Below are 19,465 nucleotides of genomic sequence, written 5' to 3'. Positions count from 1 at the left end.
ACGTCATCTTGCCTTTAACATCGTCTCATTGTCAACTGAATTGACTACAACTACACAGACCTGCTTTGTGGTCATTTCAAATGGCACCTGTCTTGCCTTTTGTCTGCCGTCGTCGAGAGAGGGGGCAGCGGCACAGAGGACTAGGAAGGAGGGGGGAGACCGTCTCGAACAGACCTAGAGTAGGCCTGCTGCACCGCCTGGTAGCGCCGTTTGAACGCCTGCTGCTGCACCTTGTGATCCACAATGGGATCCGGATAGCCACAACTTCGCCGTTCCCGCAAAGCCCAGGCTCCCTTGGGGTCATCTCCCACCCACAGCAGAGCCGGCGTATCCAGCCGTGCCAGCTCCGGCAGATAGCGACGGATGTACTCTCCTTCCGGGTCATAGCGGGCTGCTTGCGTGGCCGGGTTGAAGATGCGCAGGGGCTTGGGATCCGTGCCCACACTGGCGCTCCACTGCCAACCGCCGTTATTGGCCGCCAGATCCCCATCCACTAGCTTTTGCATAAAGTAGCGTTCTCCCCAGCGCCAATCGATGAGCAGATCCTTGGTTAAAAAGCTGGCTACAATCATGCGGCAGCGGTTGTGCATCCAGCCAGTTTCGTTCAGTTGGCGCATGGCCGCATCCACGATGGGGTAGCCCGTCTGCCCCGCACACCAAGCCTGAAACCAGTCCTGCCGATTGTCCCACTCCAGGGCGTCGAAGGCTCGTCGATAGGCTCCGGTTTCCACGTGGGGCCAGTGGGCCAAGACATGCTTGTAAAACTCTCGCCAGCACAGCTCCTGCCGCCAAGTTTGCAAGCTGCTTTCGGCCTCTTGGCTGCGCACCTCGGCTTCCACCTCCCGCGTGGCTTGCCACACCTGGCGAATGCCGATCGTTCCCCAGCACAAGTGGGGGCTCAGTAGAGAAGTGCCCGGCTCAGCCGGGAAGTTGCGGGCTCGCTCGTAGTCCAAAATGCGCAAACCCTGACAAAAGTCTTCCAAAAGGGCTTGAGCCGCTGCTTCCCCCGCTGCCGGGATCCGCTGGTCGCAGACAAAGCCCAAATCTGCCAAAGTCGGTAGAGGCTGCGCTTTTAGTCCCGATACCGGCTGCAGACCCTCGGGGGTTGGGTAGGGATCCCGCTTGGGCAAGCTCGCCCACCTGCGCCAGAAGGGAGTGAAGACCGAATAGGGCTCCCCCGCCTGGGTCAACACTTCCCCCGGCCCGTGCAGCAGCATATCTTGGTAGGAGAAGGACTGGATCCCGGCTGCGGCCAAACTGGCCTGCACTCGACTCTCTTGCTGTAGGGCGAACGGCTCCCCATCGGCATTCCAAAACACGGCCCTGGCTCCCAGGTCTGTGGCCAAGCACCGCAACTCCACCGAGGGATCCCCCAGCCGCCAGATCAGTGGGATCCCCATCTGGGCGTAGCGCTCTTGGAGCTCTTGCAGAGCCTGAAGCAAAAAGGCCACCCTAGCTGGGGCCATGTCCGACCGTCTCAGCATCTGCGGGTCGAAAATGAAGACAGGCACCACCTGAGAGCTGCGCTGGGCTGCCTCATGAAGAGCTGTGTTGTCCCCTAACCGCAGATCGCGACGATGCCAAAGCAAAACGGGGGAAGTCATAGGCTGCCAAGCAATGGGATCCCATCTTGGCCGGTTGCCACCGCCCCTTTCAACTCACTCCCCCCAAGGCTGGGAGCCGGGGCGGCCAGAAGCTACATTCTAAAGAACCTTGAAGAACCCTATCAAAGCTCTAGACTGTCGAACACCCGACTGGGACAATAGCGGCAGCGCTCCTCTGGCTTTTGCTGGCCATCGCTGTATCCCATCGCGTAAGCTGTATCCCCCAACATCACCACCAGCTGAGTCAGCTTCAGCGAGAGCAACGGGTCAAGCGGCTCCGTCACATTCAGCATAAACTGCTCAATGGAGCGCCGCAGCGCCTCTGGCGTCTTGATCATCACGTCTCCATCCATCCATCGATGGCTTTAGGTATACATACTCAAGGCAAGATGGACATGGACTCAGGATAAAGGTGGAAGGAAGAGATGCTCGTAGCATTGGCTACTGTTCTTGGGATCGAGCCGGCAAGGGCTGAGCTCCACACCAGCCAGAGCAGGCTTGCGGATGATGTTAGCCTAGGTATCTAAAAATGGCGACAGCGCGACGGGTGGCACGGGTAGCAGAGCTGATCAAACGAGAGGTCAGCCAAATCCTGCTCTCGGAGATCAAAGATGACCGGGTTGGGGCAGGGATGGTCAGCATTGTGGATGTCGAGGTTTCCAATGACCTGCAAAACGCCCGCATCTTCGTCAGCATTTATGGGGATGAGACAGCTCAACACCGAGCTATGGAAGGGCTAGCAGCGGCCACACCCTTTGTGCGGCGGGAAATCGGCCAGCGCCTCAGCCTGCGACGGGTGCCAACGGTGGTGTTTTTGCAGGATCGCTCTTTGGAGCGGGGATCCCGCGTTTTGGCCCTGCTCAACCAACTGAGACCGACCTTTGAGGCCCAGGAACCGGAGGGATCCCAAGCTGGGGTTGAGGACACCGCCGAGGGCGAAGAAAACCCATCGGGCGGTGAATAATTGCACCGATGGCTAAGCAGACCAGATAGAGAGGCCTTTGCTTTGCAGCAATGCGGACAACATGGAAGAAAGATTTTTTACCGTTCGTGTCGCGTAAGCGGGCCCTGAAGTTTTTGGATTTGTTAGGCTTAAGGGAGCTATACAGCCCTTCCCCCGATCGTCTATCCGTACAGGACTCCATGTCTGCGGCACACTTGCGCAAACCAGAGCGCTCTGCTCCAAAGGGCAGCGGCGTTGTTGTGGTCAACCTGCGAAAGGGCTGTAAGGTTGCTGTCCATGCCTTTCCTGCCTTTTCATGGATGTTCAAAGCCCACTGCAACCGGATCCCTCTCTAGGGGGTGCTACTCCACTCCAAGCTCTGCAGGCCCTAAACCAGAGTGTTGCCGAAGCTTTGGTTTCCTGCTTGAAAGGGCAACCCCAACAGGCCACTCAGCACCTTTTGCTGGCTCTGCCGCAGCTCATGGCGGCTCTGGGGGCCTTGAGGCAAAAATCTTCCCTTCGCGTGAGCGGGCCGGAGGCCTTGGCCGAGCCTGCAGGTTGCCCTTCAGAAGCCAAGCCCAAGCGCATCATGCACATCGAAGGCAATCGCGTGGAAGTGTGGGTGGATAACCAAATTCGCAGCAGTTGGAGCATTTGGTCGGTGGGAGATCTCAAGGAAGTCTGTCGGCTGGCAGAAGAGTTCGACTGTGGCCTCAGCTATTCTCTAGGAGGAAACTCAGAGTCTCAGTCGGAGATGCTGCTGTTGCCCTCCAATTCTGCTGGTGTGTCCGACCGGCTCTCCAACCCCGTTCACGTAAGCGGGCCGGAGGCCCCAGGCTCTGCCGCCTAGCACCCCCAGCTTCGGTTGCTGCTTTTGCTGTTCAAATCCCCATGGCAGAACCCCAACGGCTACAGAAGCTCTTGGCTCAGCAGGGATTGGCCTCGCGTCGCCAGGTGGAAGCCTGGATCCTGGCCGGGCGCGTTCGGGTCAATGGGAAGGTGGTCACTGAGCTGGGCTCCAAAGCCGACCCAGAGCGGGATTGCATCGAGGTGAATGGGCAAGTGATCCCTTTGGCCAAGGATCCGGCGCGCTATGTTTTGCTCCTGCACAAGCCAGTGGGGGTTTTGTCAACCTGTGCAGATCCTTGGGGACGCAAGACGGTGCTGGATCTGCTCCCCCCATCTTGGAAACGGCAAACCCGCCTCTACCCGGTGGGCCGGCTGGATGCGGACAGCAGTGGCGCTTTGCTGCTCACCAATGATGGCGACTTGACCTTGAAGCTGACCCATCCGCGCTATCATCTGCCCAAAACCTACCGGGTACAGGTACAAGGGCATCCGAGTCAGGCCACTCTGCAACATTGGCGAGACGGAGTAGACTTAGAGGGGTACACCACTCTGCCGGCGGAGGTGGAGTTTTGTCCTGCCCCGGATTTCCGGCAAAGGGAGCATCCCAATTGCTCCTGGCTGAGGGTGGTGTTGTTTGAGGGACGCAACCGGCAAATTCGGCGGGTGGCGGAGCGTCTTGGGCATCCGGTGCTCAGCTTACATCGGGAAGCCATTGGCCCACTGGGCTTGGGCAACCTGAAAGCAGGCCAGTTCCGCCAGTTGGATCCCCATGAGCTCCAAGCTTTGCTGGCCCCTCTCACCGGGCACAGCAGCTCATCCTAGCTCGGGAAGCGCCCTCTAAGGCCTCCGGCCCGCTCACGCGATTAGCTCGTCAGAGCCTCTAACTGAGTGCAAACTCTCACAGTAGCCTCCTTTCTTCCGCAGGTGGCCAAATGATGCAAGAGCCAGCACACTCTTTAGAAGCCCTGGGATCCCTGTTGCGGCAAACACGGGAGGCACGGGGACTGACGTTGACAGAAGTAGCTAACGATACCTTCATTCGCTGCCAATATCTGCAGGCGCTGGAGGAAGCTGACTTGAGCCGGTTACCGGAGCCGGTGTATGTGCAAGGGTTTCTCAAGCGCTATGCCGACTATTTGGGGTTGGATGGCGAAACCCTCTCTCGGCGTGCCTCTCCGCTTTTATCGGCCAAAACCCCCCGCGCGCCAGCTCCTCTTGCCGTTGTCGGCCAGCAACCTGCCTTTGCCCTGCGCCCTCTCCACCTTTGGGCCGCTTATGTGGTGCTGATTGTGCTGACGGTGGGGGGATTGTCGGCTCTTTTGGAAGGCACAGGCAATCCCTTTGGGCGTTGGCTGGTGAGCCTGTCAACGGTCAGTCGGGAGGGATCCGGCCAGCAACCGCCTGCTGCCAACTCCCCGGATCCCACTCTGTCGGCAGCTCAGCCCACGGCCCGCCAACTGTTTCCCACCCTCGACCAATGGACGCGCATTCAGGGCGTCTTCCCCGAGGTCTTGGATGCTCACTCAGGGGGGGCGGGGCGCAAGCCGGTGCGTCTGGATATTCGCGTTGTGGAGCGCCCTTCCTGGTTGCGGGTCATCGCCGATGGGCAAACGGTTTTTGAGGCCACCTTACAGCCAGGGGCCGAGTTGAATTGGGAAGCGGAGCAGTCAATCGTGTTGCGTACCGGCAATGCGGGCGGTGTGTTGGTGACCTTTAACGACCGGGAGCTTGGAGTGATGGGCCGATTTGGGGAAGTGAAAGAGCTGATGTTCGAGCCGGGGTTGGATATTCAGTCGCTGCAGTAGGAACCCAGCCAAATGATCATCCCGTTGCGCTTGGCGTTATCGGCGGCAGAGTAGGAGCAATCTCCCACCCTTGGGAGCCAAGCTGCTGCAGCAGGTGCCGGACTTTGTCGATGTCTTTATCGCCTGGCCGACGTTCCACACCACTGGAGAGGTCGATGCCGCTTGGCTGCAGGTGGCTGAGCGCCTGCAGAACATTGTCCGGGTTCAGCCCACCAGCCAGTAGCCAAGGCAAGGGCAGGGAGCGGTGGGCAAGTTCTGACCAATTCAGAGTTCGCCCCGTTCCACCCGCCTGTTGGGGGTGATAAGCATCCAAAAGCAGCATCTCCACACAGTCTCGGTAGAGATTGGCCACTTCCAGATCTTGCGGCTGGCGGACGCGCAGGGCCTTGATGCGGCGGATCCCGGGAAGCCATTCCCCCAATTGCTGACAATCTTGCGGGGATTCTTGGCCATGCAACTGGACAGCCGTGAGGCCCACCGTTTCCACCCAGGCGGCGATGGCGCGGGGATCCTGATCCAGGAAGACCCCCACCTTTTCCACAGGGCCGGGCAGGGATCCCACCCAACGGGCCATTTCCGAGAGGGGCAAATAGCGGGGGGTATTGGGCACCGCGATGAACCCAAGGGCACTCACCCCCAGCGCGGCGATGGCCTCCGCCTGATCCTGACGGGTGATGCCGCAGATTTTGACAAACAACCGGCCCATTGGGAGCACCACCAAAACAATTGGCTGCTGGTTCTTGGATGGTTCTGAGAGCGCTGATACATCTACTTTTGTTCAGGGCGCATTTGCAGAGGATCCGGCTGTTCCGGGTGAAGCTTGTTGATCCGGCGCACCATTTGCCATAGCCGTCCAAAGTTGCGCTGGTTGAAGTGCATCACCAGCCGTGGCAGATGGGCAATATCTTCCTCGGCTTCCTCCGGCAAGGCCCCAGTTTGCTCGATCCGGCCCGAATCGAGAATGTCGGCAAACTCTTCGTTTAAAATCTCTAGGGCTTCCGGTGAGAGTCTGGTGTTCAAGCGCAAAACCAGGAGCTCCCGCACGTAGCGATTGCTGTGAAAGACGCGATAAAAATCGACAATCTGCTGACAGGCATCTCCCACATCGTCGGTTAGGGTGTAGAGAAAGAGATCCTCTGGGCTGATCAGGCCGCGACCGAGCAGGTGCTCCCGCACGTATTCGTCCCATTCTTTCCAGTAGCAGCCACCTGTTCTGTCCACCAGCACCAAGGGCATGAGCTTGGTTTTGCCGGTTTGCATCAGGGTTAGGCATTCAAAGGCTTCATCCTGAGTGCCGAAACCGCCGGGAAAAAGCACCAGCGCGTCGGTTTCTTTAACAAAAAAGAGCTTGCGCGAAAAGAAATACTTGAAGTTGATGACCCGATCGCTGGCAGCAATAACGGGATTGGCCATTTGCTCGAAGGGAAGCTGGATATTGAGCCCAAAAGAGTTTTCCAGCCCTGCCCCTCGATTGCCGGCTTCCATGATGCCGCTGCCGCCCCCCGTCATCACCATGAACCCCCGTTGACTGATGCAGTGGGCGAACAACTGGGCCTGGCGATATTCGGGACTTTCTGGCCCTAGCCGTGCCGACCCGAAAACGGTGATCTTGCGTTGATGAGCGTAGTTTTGGAAGGCGGCAAACCCCTGCTCCAGATCCTCAAGAGTGGCCGCCAAGATCTTGGCATCCAAACGGCTCAGCTCTAGGGATCCCATGCGCTGCAGCGACTGCACAATACGCAGCCAGGCTGTCCGGTTGGGGTGATGCTCCAACTGCTTTAGGCGAGTCTCAGCGTTGGAAAAAACCTCTCGCAGAAGGGAAGAAACGGAATCGGTCAAGCTGGGATCCTAAAGTTCTCTGGAATTACTTTAATCAGTTCTCGGCACAAAATGGCAGCTGGGTTCTAATCCAGAACCCAAAAGTTACACTCTGAAACACCCAAGGCATAGCCCTCAGGCTTCGGCAGGTGTGTCGAAGTGCTTTTCCAGGATCGTGGTTAGAGTTGCCTTGGGTACGGCGCCAACCACCACATCCACTTTCTGGCCGCCCTTGAACAACATCAGGGTGGGAATGCTGCGAATGCCGTACTGGCTGGCAGTTTGAGGGTTCTCGTCGGTGTTGATTTTTACAACCTTAACTTTGCCAACATACTGCTCAGCTATCTCCTGAACCACAGGAGCCACCATCCGACAGGGGCCACACCAAGGTGCCCAAAAATCAACCAGAACTGGAATATCGCTGCGCAGCACCTCTGCCTCAAAGGTGGCATCAGCGATATCTATTGCTGCAGACATGCCTGGATAACTCCTGAAACAACACCTGTCACGGTCTCTGATCTTAGCACAGCCCCCAGGCTGCTGGTGACCTCAGCCTGTTCCATTGCTACTACACGGAGCGTTCGCCAAAGGAACTGTCCCTTGGGATCCCGGCCTGAGACCTTCGCTCAGCCAACCGCAGCGCTAGGCAGTTTGGGGACGGCACCGAAAGCATCTGAGCCGTGCTGAAGCAGGCTTCTACGGCATCCATCAAAAGATTTGTCTTGGCAAGGTTCCCGGGATAGTTGAGTGCGTCATGACCAGGCTGCTCCTATCCTATATGGTCACTTTGATTCAAACTAGGACACTGCACCCACACCTAAAACCTTGGTCGCGTCAGCGTTGCGGAGCAATAATGCAAAGGGCTAGAAAGCTTTTCTCAGTAGCCTAGGCGTCTCACCCTAACCTGAAACGACTGTAGTCATTTTAACGAGGAATGAAACTGTTCCATTGGAAGAGGGGTTGAGGATAGTTGTGGAAGCGACGCGGAGTAGTTGGGAAGTGTCTCAGCCTAACTTGAAATGACCATGATCAAGGCATAAACCTTTGTCTAGGTGGTCATGTATGGAACTCCCTTTGAATAAAAGCCAATCTATACCAACCGATCCGGCCAGCTTGGCCTTGGCGAGCTGGGATCCCTCAGACGGCCTTCAGACAAACACCATCGGCTTATGACGGATTTTCTCGAAAGCAGCCGCATCAAAACGGTAGAGGGTTGCCGGTCTGCCTGTTCCTTGGGAACTTTTCTGGCCGGTATCTTGCAAGATACCCAGTTTCAGTAGGCGGGCGCGAAAATTGGAGTAGTCGGAGAACCCCTCGCCCAAAACGGTGCCGTAGAGCTGATAGACCTCCCCTAGCGTGAAGGTGGCGGGCAAAATGTCAAAGGCAATCGGGCTGTACTCCAACTTGGCGCAGAGGCGACGGCGGGCATAGCGGCAAATCTCTTCGTGGTCAAAGGCCAAAGGGGGAATCTGGTCGGCGGGATACCAGGCAATGCCCTCCACTCCGTCTGCCAGCAATTCAGCATCCTGGAACCGCACCAGGGCAAAGTAGCTGACCGACAGGTAGCGCACCCCATAGCCATCCTCGGCCTCACGGGGATCCCGTTCCGGCCCCCCAAAGGTGTAGAGCTGCTCCAGATAGAGGTTCCTAACACGAATCTTCTCGGCCAAGATGCGATAAGCCGCTGCTTCCAAGGATTCTGAGCGCCGCACCAGCGTTCCCGGCAGAGCCCAGCAACCGCGGAAGGGATCCTCCCGCCGCCGCACCAGCAGCACCAGGAGGCGATTCTGCTCAGTGTCGATGGAGAAAATGACCGCATCCACGCCCACCCGGAACTCCGCCAAGGCGATCCGGTTCTCCGATGGGCCTGCCACGATGCGGGATCCCTGCATAGCTTGGCACTGAATCCTCCACCAACAGCCTACCCAGTTTGTCCCTCCAGAGGGAGCTACCAGCCTGGACCACCGTCTTGCCAGTCTAAGCCCTATCTGGGGCGAAGGCTTTCGTGTCGCGGGGAAGATGGGTTGCTAAAGGTGTGCAAAAGAACCCCGACTCAGGCAACACTTTTACTTTTTGCGCGATTTGGCTCTTTTTCAGCCACGGAGGACCCCTCAGCGAGGGGGAACAGCCGACCTTGCCCAACAGCAATGTGAACCCGCGCGCCCACAGGCAGGGCTTCCCGGGCTAGGGCGTGCAATTCTTTGCCGGCTGCTGTGATCAGGGAATAGCGGTACTCTCGCCCCAAAAACTGTCGATCCCGAATGACAATGCCTCCCTGAGGATCAGGGTGCAAATGCAACTCCTCCTGGCGAACCATCAACTCTGCGCAGCGCAAGCTGGGGTCGGGCTGATCCCTCAAAGCCTGGAATGGGATGTGCAGCAGCTCTTCAGCCTGCCAACCAAACTCCCGCCGCTCACAGCGCAGAAAGTTGGCCTGGGTAATAAACTCTGCCACGAAGCGAGTAGCCGGCTCCCGGTAAACCTCCTCCGGGGATCCCCATTGCTCAATACGGCCTTCCCGCATCACCGCCACCCAGTCGGAGAGGCAGAGAGCCTCCTCTTGGTCGTGGGTGACAAAAATGGCCGAGGTCTGGGTTTGCTTGAGGATTTTGCGGATTTCTTCCCGCAGGTAGTAGCGCACCTGCACATCCAAATTGCTCAGCGGCTCATCCAACAGGATCAAGCTAGGCCTGGGGGCCAAAGCCCGCGCCAAAGCCACCCGCTGCTGCTGCCCGCCCGAAAGCTCGTGGGGATAACGATGGGTGTAGTCTTCCAGGCCCACCAACCGCAACACCTCGTAAGCGCGTTCCCGCGCCTGTTGGGCAGCGCCTCGCAACTCAGCTCGCAACTCAGTTGAGGAGGAGCGATTGCCACCCCCTGCCGCCGACGCAAACGGGGTAGTGGGTCGGAGGCCAAACATCACATTGGCCAACACGTTCAAGTGGGGAAACAGGGCAAAATCCTGAAACACCAGCCCCACTCCCCGTCGCTCCGGTGGGATCCACTGCCCCTCCCCGGCCACAACCTGCCCCCCCAGCAGGATCCGCCCGCTATCCGGCTGCTCAAATCCGGCAATGGTGCGCAATAAGGTGGTTTTCCCACAACCTGATGGGCCCACAATGCTGAGGATGTCTCCTTGGGGCAGGCGAAACTCGACTTCCCGCAAAACCAACTGCCGCTGGCCGGGAAACCCCTTGCTGATGCCCTCAAGCTGAAGGATGTAGGAGGGATCCTCCCGCGCGGCAGTGGGGCTTGGAGAAAACAAAGACTCAGCCATGACGGTTGTTGTTGCAAAAGATTTTCACCATTCTTACCACACTACCATACTCCCAGACCCCACCTAGCCGGATCGAGGTTCAACAGCCAGCGGACGGATCTTGAGCAAGACAGGCTGAGGTCTCTGCGCCCTACCCTGATTCCAAGGGAAGCGATGGAAAATCAGTGTTACACTTAGTTAAGGAAGTTTCTCAGGTTGGGTGGCGCTTGCTTGTGTGGCGCACGCCAGAGGCTTGTTGTAAATGAGTTTTGAGACAAAGTTTCCCGAACGTGCTCTGATTACAGGGGCCAGTCGAGGGATCGGCAGAGCGGTAGCCCTAGCCCTAGCCCGACAAGGGATAGCGGTGGCTCTGGTGGCCCGCTCCCAACCTGATCTGCTAGCGGTGCAGGCCCAAATCCAAGACCAGGGGGGTAAGGCAGCGGTTTTTCCCATGGACTTGGCCGACTTAGCAGCTCTGCCCCAGCAGTTGCAGGCTCTCCTGGATCGATTTGGCGTCTGCGATGTCTTGGTCAATAATGCGGGCATGGCCCACGTTGGCCCTTTGGCCACCTTACCTTTGTCGGAGTGGCAGCGAGTGATCGACTTGAACTTGACGGCAGCTTTTCTGTGTGCCCAAGCCGTACTTCCCGGAATGCGCCGGCAGCGCTGCGGCACGATTGTCAACGTCATCTCGATTGCGGGCAAGCGAGCTTTTCCCAACTGGGGAGCTTACTGTGCCAGCAAGTTCGGCCTAATGGGCTTTTCTCAAGCTTTGGCCGAAGAGGAACGACAGCATGGCATTCGGGTCACCAGCCTGTGCCCTGGTGCCGTGGACACGTCCCTCTGGGATACGGGCACGGTAGGGGTCAACTTCGACCGTTCCAAAATGCTCTCGCCGGAATGGGTAGCCGATTTGATTACCTATATTGTTCGGTTGCCCACAGGTGCGGTGGTGGAAGATCTCACCTTCATGCCTGCGGTGGGAGCCTTTTAGACCTGGCTGGTTTGGGGTTGCCCGTGACTTGGGAGGGTTTTGGCTATCGCAGCCTTTGACTGGATGCCACCTGAGCTGAGTTGCATGCACCGAGTTCTCTTAGCCTTTCGTTAACCAAGGAATATCCTGCTATGACCCTTGCGAAACCCGGATCTGGCTCGCAATCTCGAATGGATGACAAAGCCCATTTCAAGTCTCGGGTGATTCGAGATCGAGCCACTTTTGCGGAAGAAGAATTGGGTAGCTTGGATGTCTCAGATCCGGCTATGGTGGCGGCGGTGGAGACGCTGCTGCGGGGGATCGGGGAGGATCCCCAACGGGAGGGGCTGCGAAAAACCCCGCAACGAGTGGTTGCGGCTTTGAAGTTTTTGACCAGTGGGTATCGGCAGTCTTTGGAGGAGCTACTGAACAGTGCCATCTTTGATGAGGGCCATGACGAGATGGTGCTGTTGCGGGATGTGTCTCTGTTTAGCCTGTGCGAGCACCATCTGCTGCCCTTTATCGGCAAAGCCCATGTGGCCTACATCCCCAAGCAAAAGGTGGTGGGCCTAAGCAAAATTGCCCGTATCGTCGAGATGTACTCCCGCCGCCTGCAGGTTCAGGAACGCCTGACACGGCAAATTGCTGAGGCCTTGATGGAGGTGCTGGATCCCTACGGGGTGGGGGTGGTTATCGAGGCTACCCACATGTGCATGGTGATGCGGGGGGTACAAAAGGCCGGCTCCTGGACGGTCACCAGCTCGATGGTGGGGGTGTTTCAGGAGGATCCCCGTACCCGCGAAGAGTTTCTGAGTCTCATTCGCCATCCGTCCAATTTTTAGGGAGCTTCCCGGAGCTTTGCCGGTGGTTGGGTTGAGTTAACCCTCTGCTCAGGCTGGGAATACTAGCCTAAGATTGACTCAAACCCTGCCAGAAGCGAGGCTTGTCATGAGCGAGGTCAGCCCCGAAAACCAGTTTCCCACCGATTTGGACTCCGATTGGAAGCCCCCGGCTCCGCCGGTCATGCAGCGTCCGTCTCGTCCGGCTGCTCCGGTGCCCCCGGTGGAGCCCCCAACGCAACTGGATCCAGTGCTCGGTTCAGCCTCCCAAGGGACGGGATCCCGGCCTGCCAATGCCAAAAACCCCCCCAACCCCATTCTGGGTCGGCCCCTTCCGCCTGGTGTGGCTGTCGCTCCCCCTCAGGTACCGGTGCCTGTGCCGGGCTCTGCCGCTTCTCCTCAGATGCCCCCGCCCACCCCGGCTGCTGCTCGGCCTCCAGTGCCGCCGCCCAGCCCCAATCCTGCCGCTCCGCCTTTTGCGCCACCAGCTCGCCCAACGGCTGCCGGTCGGATCCCAGTGGCTCCAGCTGCTCCTGCGGGCCTGACCCTGCGCCAACTGGTGCAGGAAGCCTATGACAAAGGCTACTCAGATATTCATTTGGGGGTAGGAGAAGTGCCCCGCTTTCGGGATCGGGGGCAAATGCTTTTGACCAACTACCCGGTCACCACCACCGAGATGTTCTATGGCTGGCTGCGGGAAAGCCTGCCGGAGAGCCAAATTCGCCAGTTTGAGGAATGTTTGGAACTGGATACTGCCATCCAGTACGAGGGTTTGGTGCGGTGTCGGGTCAACTGCTTTGTTTCCCTGCTTGGCCCGGCTATGGTGATGCGTCTGATCCCGTTGAAAATTTTGACGCTGGAGCAGTTGCGGGCACCGGAAGTGCTAAAGCGCATTGCCGAGGAGCACAAAGGCTTGGTTTTGGTGACCGGCCCCACCGGATCCGGTAAGTCCACAACCTTGGCAGCGATGGTGGACTACATCAATTCCAACTTTCCCAAACACATCATTTCCATTGAGGATCCCATCGAGTTCGTCCACCAGAGCAAGAAATCGATGGTGCGGCAGCGGGAGGTCGGGATCCACACCCTGGAATTTGCCAATGCCCTGAAAGCCTCTCTGCGGGAAGATCCGGACATCATCCTGATTGGGGAGATGCGGGATCGAGAGACAGTGGATATTGCCCTGAAGGCCGGCCAGACGGGCCACTTGGTCTTTGGAACCCTGCACACCAACAGCGCCGTCCGCACCATCGAGCGTTTGCTGGGGATTTACAAGCCGGAGGAACAGGAGCCGATGCGCCTGCAGCTGGCAGAAACCCTGGTGGCGATCATCGCTCAAACCCTGGTGCGCACCACCGATGGCAAGCGAGCTGCGGCCCACGAGATCATGCGCAACACCGATGCCATTCGGGACTACATCAAGCGGGGGGCGGTGGACGAAATTGAGGAACTGATCGCCGACGGCTCCTATGAGGGCATGTGTACGATGAATCAGTCTCTGTTTAGGCTTTACCAAGAGGGGCGGATTACCGAAGAGGTGTGTCTGGAGGCTGCCCCACGCCGCAATGAGATGGCCCAATGGCTGCGAGGCCGGATCTAGGGCCAGTCTCGAGATGGAGTCACGCCAAAGTGCTTGAGGGAAGGTTTGCCCTATCCTAAACTGGGAGCAGCCGGCGGCGCTGGCTTGCCGAGCTACCTGCTCATCTCTTGGGCCGACCTTGGGCTGGGGGGATGGGTTGCGAATTGATGAACCGAATTGAAAGCAAGTTAGAAAACAGGAGAATCCCTACCGTGAGCGTGATCAACCAGATCATCGAGACCGCGGATGACCAGCTGCGTTACCTCTCAGTTAGCGAACTGGAAGCCATCAGGAATTACATGACCACCGGCGAGAGGCGCTTGCAAATCGCTCAGGTGTTAGCAGAAAACAAAAAGCGCATCATCGACCAGGCCCAGAAGCAGCTATTCGCCAAGCGGCCCGAGTACGTGCAACCCGGTGGCAATGCCTACGGTGACAAGCGCTACAACCAATGTTTGCGAGATTACGACTGGTATCTGCGTCTGGTGACCTATGGCATTATTGCCGGCAGCAAAGAGCCGATTGAGTCTATCGGCCTGATAGGGGTGCGGGAAATGTACAATGCCCTCAACGTACCCATCGCCGGCATGATCGATGCGATTGTCTTTTTGAAGGAAGCTGCCCTCAGCTTGTTGGAGCCGGCGGCAGCCGCTGAAGCCGCCCCTTACTTTGACTACATCATCAATGCCATGAGCTAGGGCAGTTAGCCGGGGATCTCCAGGGATCCCAAGGCAGCCCGGGCATGTACGGCCACCTGTTCTTGGGAATCCTGGGCCAGCCGGGTCAGTCCGGCGCGAGCGGCTTCTGTTCCCAACTTGGCCAGGGCAATGCAGACGCGGTAGCGCAGTTGCCAGTCGTCGGAATCAATGAGGGGATCCAGGTAGGGGATGGCCCGCGGATCCCCCAGATCGCCCAAGGCAGCGGCAGCGGCTGTGGTGATCAGCTCGCTCTTGTCCTGCAAAGCTTCCACCAGAGTGTCGAAGGCGGCAGGGTTCCCCAGCTCTCCCAGGGCAGCGATGATGCTAAACCGTACCAGCCACTCCGTTTCTCGCCGATAAGCTTCCAGGAGATCGGCCAGGGCCTGTGGCTGCTTGAGATCCCCCAGGGCAGCGGCGGCAGCAGCCCGCACATCGAACTCCGGATCCTCTCGCAAAGAGCGCTGCAAAATGGGCAACAGTAGGTTCGGATCGACGCCAGACAGGGTGCCCATCTGGCTGATGGCAGCATAACGGACGCGGGCATTCTCGTCGTGAATCGCTCGCTGCAGCAATGTCAGGGCTTCTGGCCCAGGCAGTTCTCTGGCTTTGTTGACAGCGCGCAGCCGATTTCCCAAGTCTTGTGAGTTCAACAGCTCCAGCAAAGCGGGCAGTGCCGGAGGATCCCCAGAGGTTGTTGTCATATCCCATTCTCTCCATAACCCTCCTCGGCCATAGCGAGGGAGGAAAAGCCGATGTTATTATCTTGAAGCAGTGCATCCAGTCCCTTGATCTTATGGCCTTATTGCAACAAGAGAAGCAGCAGATCATTGAGAGCTATCGACTGCACGACACCGACACCGGTTCTGCCGAGGTTCAGGTGGCTCTGCTCACCAGTCGCATCAACCAGCTCTCTCAGCACCTTCAGAGAAACCCGAAGGATTTCAACTCCCGCCGCGGCCTGCTGATGATGATCGGTCGTCGCAAGCGTTTGCTCAACTACATCGCCAAGCATTCTCCTGACCGCTTCCGGGAGCTGGCCGAACGGCTGAACATCCGGGTGAAAAAGTAGGCAGCCCATCCAAAACGCTATCGGAGATCTGTCTTCGTGGGCAAATTCAGCCGCCAGTCCAAAACCTTTCGCCGTCGCTCCCCCTCGGCCTCTGTTGAGGTGGAGAAGAAGCCGGCCAAGAAGGAGCCTGTTGCCGTGATTCCCCCTGAGGTCAGCCGGCGGATGGTGCGGCGGATTCTGGTGTTTTCTGGGATCCCTTCTGGGCTAGGTCTGAGCAGCTTTTTTGTGAATTACTATCTCTTGACCAACCACGTGGTCGCTCTGCCCCCCTACTTCACCTTGGCAGAGTCGCTGACCTTGTTTGGCCTTGGTTTTTTGGGCATCAGCTACGGTGTGTTCTCGGCTTCCTGGGATCCCGAGCCGGGATCCCTGCTGGGCATTGGAGAGTTTCGGCGCAATTTGGGCAACGTCATCCAACAGTGGCGGGAATCTGCTGCCCGATCTTCTGAATCTTCCGACTCTAGGGAAGCCTAACTGCTCTCCCGTCGCCTTTTCCAGGCCGGTTGCTGCCTACAATCAAGAGGGATCCAAGTCCATTCTGGCGGCAGCGGCTACCCCCAGTTCTCCAGCATGAAAATAGCCTACTTCGACTGTGCGGCGGGCATTGCCGGCGATATGTGTCTAGGAGCCCTGCTGGATTGCGGGGTGCCTTTGGAGTACCTCAACCGTCAGCTCCAGGCGTTGGGCATCGAGGGGGAATATAGCCTGCAGGTGAGCCGGGTGCAGCGGTGTGGGCAGCCTGCTCTGCAAGCTGTGGTGGAGGTACTGGGATCCCAGAGTGGGGGATCCCCTGCTCGGCACTGGTCGGAGATTCAGGCTTTGATCGCCGGATCCCAGCTTTCCCCAGCCATTAAGGCCCGCAGCTTGGCGGTGTTTGAAAAGTTGGCGCAGGCGGAAGCAAAAGTCCATCAGATGCCTGTGGAAAAAGTGCACTTTCACGAAGTGGGGGCAGTGGATGCTTTGGTGGATATTGTCGGCACTTGCATTGGCCTGGATTGGCTGCAGGTGGAGCGGGTGTTGTCATCCCCCCATCCTGTTGGGGGCGGCTGGGTGAGCACAGAGCATGGCAAATTGGCCGTGCCGGTGCCGGCGGTGATCGAGTTGTGGGAAATGGGCCGCGTGCCGGTGTTCAGCAACGGGGTGGAAGCCGAGCTGGTGACCCCCACAGGAGCAGCCTTGGCTGTGGCGTTGGCGGAAGAGTTTGGCCCCTGTCCGCCGATGCGGGTGGAAAAAGTGGGGCGTGGGGCCGGTGCCCAAGAGCTGCCCATTCCCAACGTGTTTCGTCTCTGGATTGGGGAAGCCAATGGGGGAGAGCTAACGGAAACGGTATCGGTGTTGCAGACCCAAATTGACGATCTCAACCCCCAAGTGGTTGCCTACACCTGCGAGCAGTTGTTGGCCCTCGGGGCCTGGGACGTGTTTACCCAGCCGATCACCATGAAACAGGGGCGGCCGGGGATCCTGCTTACCGTCATCTGTCCGCCGGATCGGGTGCCGGAGTGTCAAGATCTCATCTTCCGGGAGACCACCACCCTGGGCATTCGCCACTTCCAACAGCAGCGCACCCTGCTGGAGCGGGTTATCGAGCGGGTGGAAACCCCTTACGGCTTGGTCGACATCAAAGTGGCCCGCCACCATGGCCGCATCGTCAACGCTCAGCCGGAGTTTCGCGACTGTGTGGCCCGCGCCCAGGAGTTTCACGTGCCGGTTCAGACGGTGTGGCTGGCGGCCCAATCGGCTTGGCAAAACCGGTTGCAAGGTTGAAGGGACACTGGCTTTAAGCAAGGGGTGTGTGGGTGAGCAAGACCCAGAGCCAAGACGGTTTGGATGGGACAAGGGGGATCCGCGTTTCACCCCCAATGAATCCGCTCCTGTTGAACACAGATTGGCACCCATGGCCTGCTAGCCTGGGAGATGTCGATCTTGCTCTCTCCGCCGACCACAACAATGGAATCCCAAGCCTCTCAATTTAACTTTGACCGCAAACTGTGGGATCGGTTTATCACGGTGGCCCAGCCCTACTTTTACCCCAGAGTACGCTATGGGGGCTGGATCTTTTTGGGCTTGCTGGCAGCGGCCATGGTGTTTGTGGTTGCCCTGATGTTCTTTGTGGAGATTGGGGTGACTTTGGTCGGTCAAGCCCTATTCCCGGAGTTTTTCACCAATGTGGCAGCCGGATTGGTGGCGCAAACGAAGAGAAACTTGTCCTCGCCAGTGCTGTGGGTGGCCTCGGTCAGCTTGGCTCTGAGCAGCCTTTGTTTTGGGGCGGCGTGGCGGCAGCTTCGCCAGCGCTGGTTGCAGTGGGCGCTGCTCACCTTTTTGCTGTTTCTGTCGCTGACGGTAAACCGGCTGAACGTGATGATCAGCTTTATCTTTCGGTTTATCGACACAGCTCTGCAGCAAAAAGAAGAGCCCACTTTCTGGCAGTTTTTGATTATTTATGGAGTGCTGATTATCTCAGCCATTCCGATTTTGGTGATCTACCGCTACACTCGCCTCAAGCTAGGGCTGTTTTGGCGAGAATGGCTGACCGATCATTTTCTGGATCGCTACTTCGATCAGCGGGCTTACTACGAGCTGGATTCCAACGCCGCCAACACCGAAATCGACAACCCCGACCAGCGCATTTCCGAGGATGTTCGCTCCTTTACCGGCACCACCCTTTCCTTCCTGTTGGACATTCTCGACTCGATTCTCACCCTCTACGCCTTCACCGGCATCCTCTACGGCATTTCTCGTCCGTTGGCGTTGGGGCTGGTGGTCTATGCCACTATCGGTACCGCCATTGCCATTTTGGCCGGTCGCAAGCTGATTAAAATTAACTTCGATCAACTGCGCTACGAAGCCGATTTCCGCTACAGCTTAGTGCACGTGCGCGACAACGCCGAGTCCATCGCCTTTTACCAGGGAGAGGATCAAGAACTCAGGCAGATTTTGCATCGCTTTGGTGCGGCCTTGCGCAATTTTAATTTGCTGATCATCTGGCAGGCCATCATCGATATTTTCCAATACGCCTACAACTATTTCACCCGCATTGTGCCCTATGTCATCGTGGCTCCCCTTTATTTCAGCGGCGTGCGAGACTTCGGCACCATTACCCAAGCCACCATTGCCTTCAGCCAGGTGTTGAGCGCCCTCTCCATTGTGGCCAACCAGATTCAAAGCATTTCCAGTTTTGCCGCTGGGATCAACCGCTTAGGCTCCTTTCACGAGTCTCTGGAAGATCCGGCGCTGCGCCACACCGGCGCTCGGGAAAGCAACATTCAAACTCGCATTGCCCAGCAATTGGCGCTAAACCACGTCACTTTGCTCACCCCCAATTCAGAACGAACCCTGGTGCGGGATCTCTCCTTCGCCTTGGAAGCCGGCCAGCGGCTTTTGATTGTCGGTGTTAGCGGCAGCGGCAAAAGTTCCCTGTTGCGGGCCATTGCCGGCCTATGGACCAACGGCCAGGGATCCATCGCCCGCCCAGATACTCAGGAGATGCTCTTTTTGCCCCAGAAACCCTATATGCTGCTGGGATCCCTGCGGGATCAACTGCTCTATCCCAAACGCCGCCGAGACCTCACCGATGAAGATCTCATCCGAGTCTTGGCCCAGGTGAACCTGGGAGACTTGCCGGAGCGGGTGGGCGGCTTTGATGTGGAGAAAGACTGGGCCAGCACTCTCTCCCTAGGGGAACAGCAGCGTCTTGCCTTTGCCCGCATTTTGATCACCCAGCCCCGCTACGCCATTTTGGACGAGGCCACCAGCGCCCTGGATGTGGCCAACGAAAAACTGCTCTACCTGCAGCTGCAACACCTGAACACCACCTACATCAGCGTTGGGCATCGCCCCACCCTCTTGGCCTACCACGACCTGGTTTTGGAGCTGCAGGGGAATTGTGCCTGGCAACTGTGGTCGGTGCAGGAGTACGGTGCCCGCCTAGCCCTGGCCAGCTAGCAGTGCCGACATCTCCAGCTGACTCAAATGACAAGCTTTGCGGGTTTGGAACAAAACCCGGATAAGAGGCTGACTTTTCCAACTGGACGC

General features: G+C 58.1%; 20 protein-coding genes and 1 pseudogene. 13 read left to right on the top strand and 8 right to left on the bottom strand.

The window, feature by feature from the left end:
• Positions 1-140 precede the first annotated feature (140 nt).
• Together ACVWY8_RS02770 and ACVWY8_RS02765 are read right to left on the bottom strand one after the other, a co-directional pair.
• The gene (locus tag ACVWY8_RS02770; protein ID WP_457393238.1) at positions 141-1,604 is read right to left on the bottom strand and encodes a cryptochrome/photolyase family protein; all 1,464 of its coding nucleotides are present in this window, start codon (positions 1,602-1,604) and stop codon (positions 141-143) included.
• Positions 1,605-1,726: 122 nt separating this feature from the next.
• A complete protein-coding gene (locus ACVWY8_RS02765; RefSeq protein WP_238376842.1) occupies positions 1,727-1,942 on the bottom strand; it encodes a hypothetical protein in 216 nt (71 codons plus the stop codon).
• Between the two features lie 191 nt (positions 1,943-2,133).
• Here ACVWY8_RS02765 and rbfA point away from each other — a divergent pair, with 191 nt between their 5' ends.
• From rbfA to ACVWY8_RS02740, 5 genes and pseudogenes are all read left to right on the top strand, one after another.
• On the top strand, positions 2,134-2,568 hold the full coding sequence (gene rbfA / locus ACVWY8_RS02760) for a 30S ribosome-binding factor RbfA (RefSeq protein WP_457393241.1): 435 nt from the start codon (positions 2,134-2,136) through the stop codon (positions 2,566-2,568).
• Positions 2,569-2,863: 295 nt separating this feature from the next.
• Complete coding sequence (locus ACVWY8_RS02755; protein ID WP_414419853.1) at positions 2,864-3,397, top strand: hypothetical protein; 534 nt, start codon at positions 2,864-2,866, stop codon at positions 3,395-3,397.
• A 41-nt stretch (positions 3,398-3,438) separates the two neighbouring features.
• Positions 3,439-4,218: a pseudouridine synthase gene (locus ACVWY8_RS02750; protein WP_457393243.1), complete on the top strand. Its 780-nt coding sequence runs from the start codon at positions 3,439-3,441 to the stop codon at positions 4,216-4,218.
• A 110-nt stretch (positions 4,219-4,328) separates the two neighbouring features.
• A pseudogene (locus ACVWY8_RS02745) lies at positions 4,329-4,541 on the top strand (helix-turn-helix domain-containing protein); the annotation flags it as partial.
• A 132-nt stretch (positions 4,542-4,673) separates the two neighbouring features.
• Positions 4,674-5,201 carry a DUF4115 domain-containing protein gene (locus ACVWY8_RS02740; protein ID WP_457396866.1) on the top strand — a complete coding sequence of 176 codons (528 nt, stop codon included), beginning with the start codon at positions 4,674-4,676 and terminating at the stop codon, positions 5,199-5,201.
• A 16-nt stretch (positions 5,202-5,217) separates the two neighbouring features.
• Here the strand turns inward: ACVWY8_RS02740 and ACVWY8_RS02735 are convergent, their stop codons facing one another.
• From ACVWY8_RS02735 to ACVWY8_RS02715, 5 genes are all read right to left on the bottom strand, one after another.
• Positions 5,218-5,907 (bottom strand): phosphoribosylanthranilate isomerase, encoded by a 690-nt coding sequence (locus ACVWY8_RS02735; RefSeq protein ID WP_414422358.1) that lies wholly within the window; start codon positions 5,905-5,907, stop codon positions 5,218-5,220.
• A gap of 62 nt (positions 5,908-5,969) precedes the next feature.
• Positions 5,970-7,040, bottom strand: coding sequence for an LOG family protein (locus ACVWY8_RS02730; protein ID WP_457393245.1), 1,071 nt, complete (start codon positions 7,038-7,040; stop codon positions 5,970-5,972).
• A 114-nt stretch (positions 7,041-7,154) separates the two neighbouring features.
• A complete protein-coding gene (trxA, locus tag ACVWY8_RS02725) occupies positions 7,155-7,496 on the bottom strand; it encodes a thioredoxin (RefSeq protein ID WP_011431863.1) in 342 nt (113 codons plus the stop codon).
• A gap of 671 nt (positions 7,497-8,167) precedes the next feature.
• A complete protein-coding gene (locus tag ACVWY8_RS02720) occupies positions 8,168-8,911 on the bottom strand; it encodes an NUDIX hydrolase (protein ID WP_457393248.1) in 744 nt (247 codons plus the stop codon).
• A 161-nt stretch (positions 8,912-9,072) separates the two neighbouring features.
• Complete coding sequence (locus tag ACVWY8_RS02715; RefSeq protein ID WP_457393250.1) at positions 9,073-10,296, bottom strand: ABC transporter ATP-binding protein; 1,224 nt, start codon at positions 10,294-10,296, stop codon at positions 9,073-9,075.
• 241 nt (positions 10,297-10,537) lie between these two features.
• Between ACVWY8_RS02715 and ACVWY8_RS02710 the strand changes: the two genes are divergently transcribed.
• The 4 genes from ACVWY8_RS02710 (at position 10,538) to apcD (ending at position 14,364) form a co-directional block, all read left to right on the top strand.
• Positions 10,538-11,269, top strand: a complete 732-nt coding sequence (locus tag ACVWY8_RS02710; RefSeq protein WP_457396793.1) for an SDR family oxidoreductase — start codon at positions 10,538-10,540, stop codon at positions 11,267-11,269.
• Positions 11,270-11,400: 131 nt separating this feature from the next.
• Entirely contained in the window at positions 11,401-12,090 is a 690-nt protein-coding gene (folE, locus tag ACVWY8_RS02705) for a GTP cyclohydrolase I FolE (protein ID WP_457393252.1), read from the top strand.
• Positions 12,091-12,196: 106 nt separating this feature from the next.
• Positions 12,197-13,687, top strand: coding sequence for a type IV pilus twitching motility protein PilT (locus ACVWY8_RS02700; protein WP_457393254.1), 1,491 nt, complete (start codon positions 12,197-12,199; stop codon positions 13,685-13,687).
• Between the two features lie 191 nt (positions 13,688-13,878).
• Positions 13,879-14,364: an allophycocyanin subunit alpha-B gene (gene apcD / locus ACVWY8_RS02695; protein WP_011431857.1), complete on the top strand. Its 486-nt coding sequence runs from the start codon at positions 13,879-13,881 to the stop codon at positions 14,362-14,364.
• A gap of 5 nt (positions 14,365-14,369) precedes the next feature.
• On the opposite strand, the gene ACVWY8_RS02690 is transcribed toward apcD, so the two are convergent.
• Positions 14,370-15,065 carry a HEAT repeat domain-containing protein gene (locus ACVWY8_RS02690; RefSeq protein ID WP_457393256.1) on the bottom strand — a complete coding sequence of 232 codons (696 nt, stop codon included), beginning with the start codon at positions 15,063-15,065 and terminating at the stop codon, positions 14,370-14,372.
• 92 nt (positions 15,066-15,157) lie between these two features.
• On the opposite strand from ACVWY8_RS02690, the gene rpsO reads away from it, so the two are divergent.
• The 4 genes from rpsO (at position 15,158) to ACVWY8_RS02670 (ending at position 19,375) form a co-directional block, all read left to right on the top strand.
• On the top strand, positions 15,158-15,433 hold the full coding sequence (gene rpsO, locus ACVWY8_RS02685; protein WP_011431855.1) for a 30S ribosomal protein S15: 276 nt from the start codon (positions 15,158-15,160) through the stop codon (positions 15,431-15,433).
• A 36-nt stretch (positions 15,434-15,469) separates the two neighbouring features.
• Complete coding sequence (locus ACVWY8_RS02680; protein ID WP_457393258.1) at positions 15,470-15,907, top strand: photosystem II biosynthesis protein; 438 nt, start codon at positions 15,470-15,472, stop codon at positions 15,905-15,907.
• Positions 15,908-16,003: 96 nt separating this feature from the next.
• Complete coding sequence (gene larC / locus ACVWY8_RS02675; protein WP_457393260.1) at positions 16,004-17,197, top strand: nickel pincer cofactor biosynthesis protein LarC; 1,194 nt, start codon at positions 16,004-16,006, stop codon at positions 17,195-17,197.
• A gap of 150 nt (positions 17,198-17,347) precedes the next feature.
• Positions 17,348-19,375: an ABC transporter ATP-binding protein/permease gene (locus tag ACVWY8_RS02670; protein WP_457393262.1), complete on the top strand. Its 2,028-nt coding sequence runs from the start codon at positions 17,348-17,350 to the stop codon at positions 19,373-19,375.
• The last annotated feature ends 90 nt before the right edge of the window (positions 19,376-19,465 follow it).

It is taken from the genome of Thermostichus sp. OS-CIW-32 (assembly GCF_054060415.1).
Note: the sequence above shows the minus strand (reverse complement) of the source record. Positions and strands in the feature narration are given on the sequence as shown.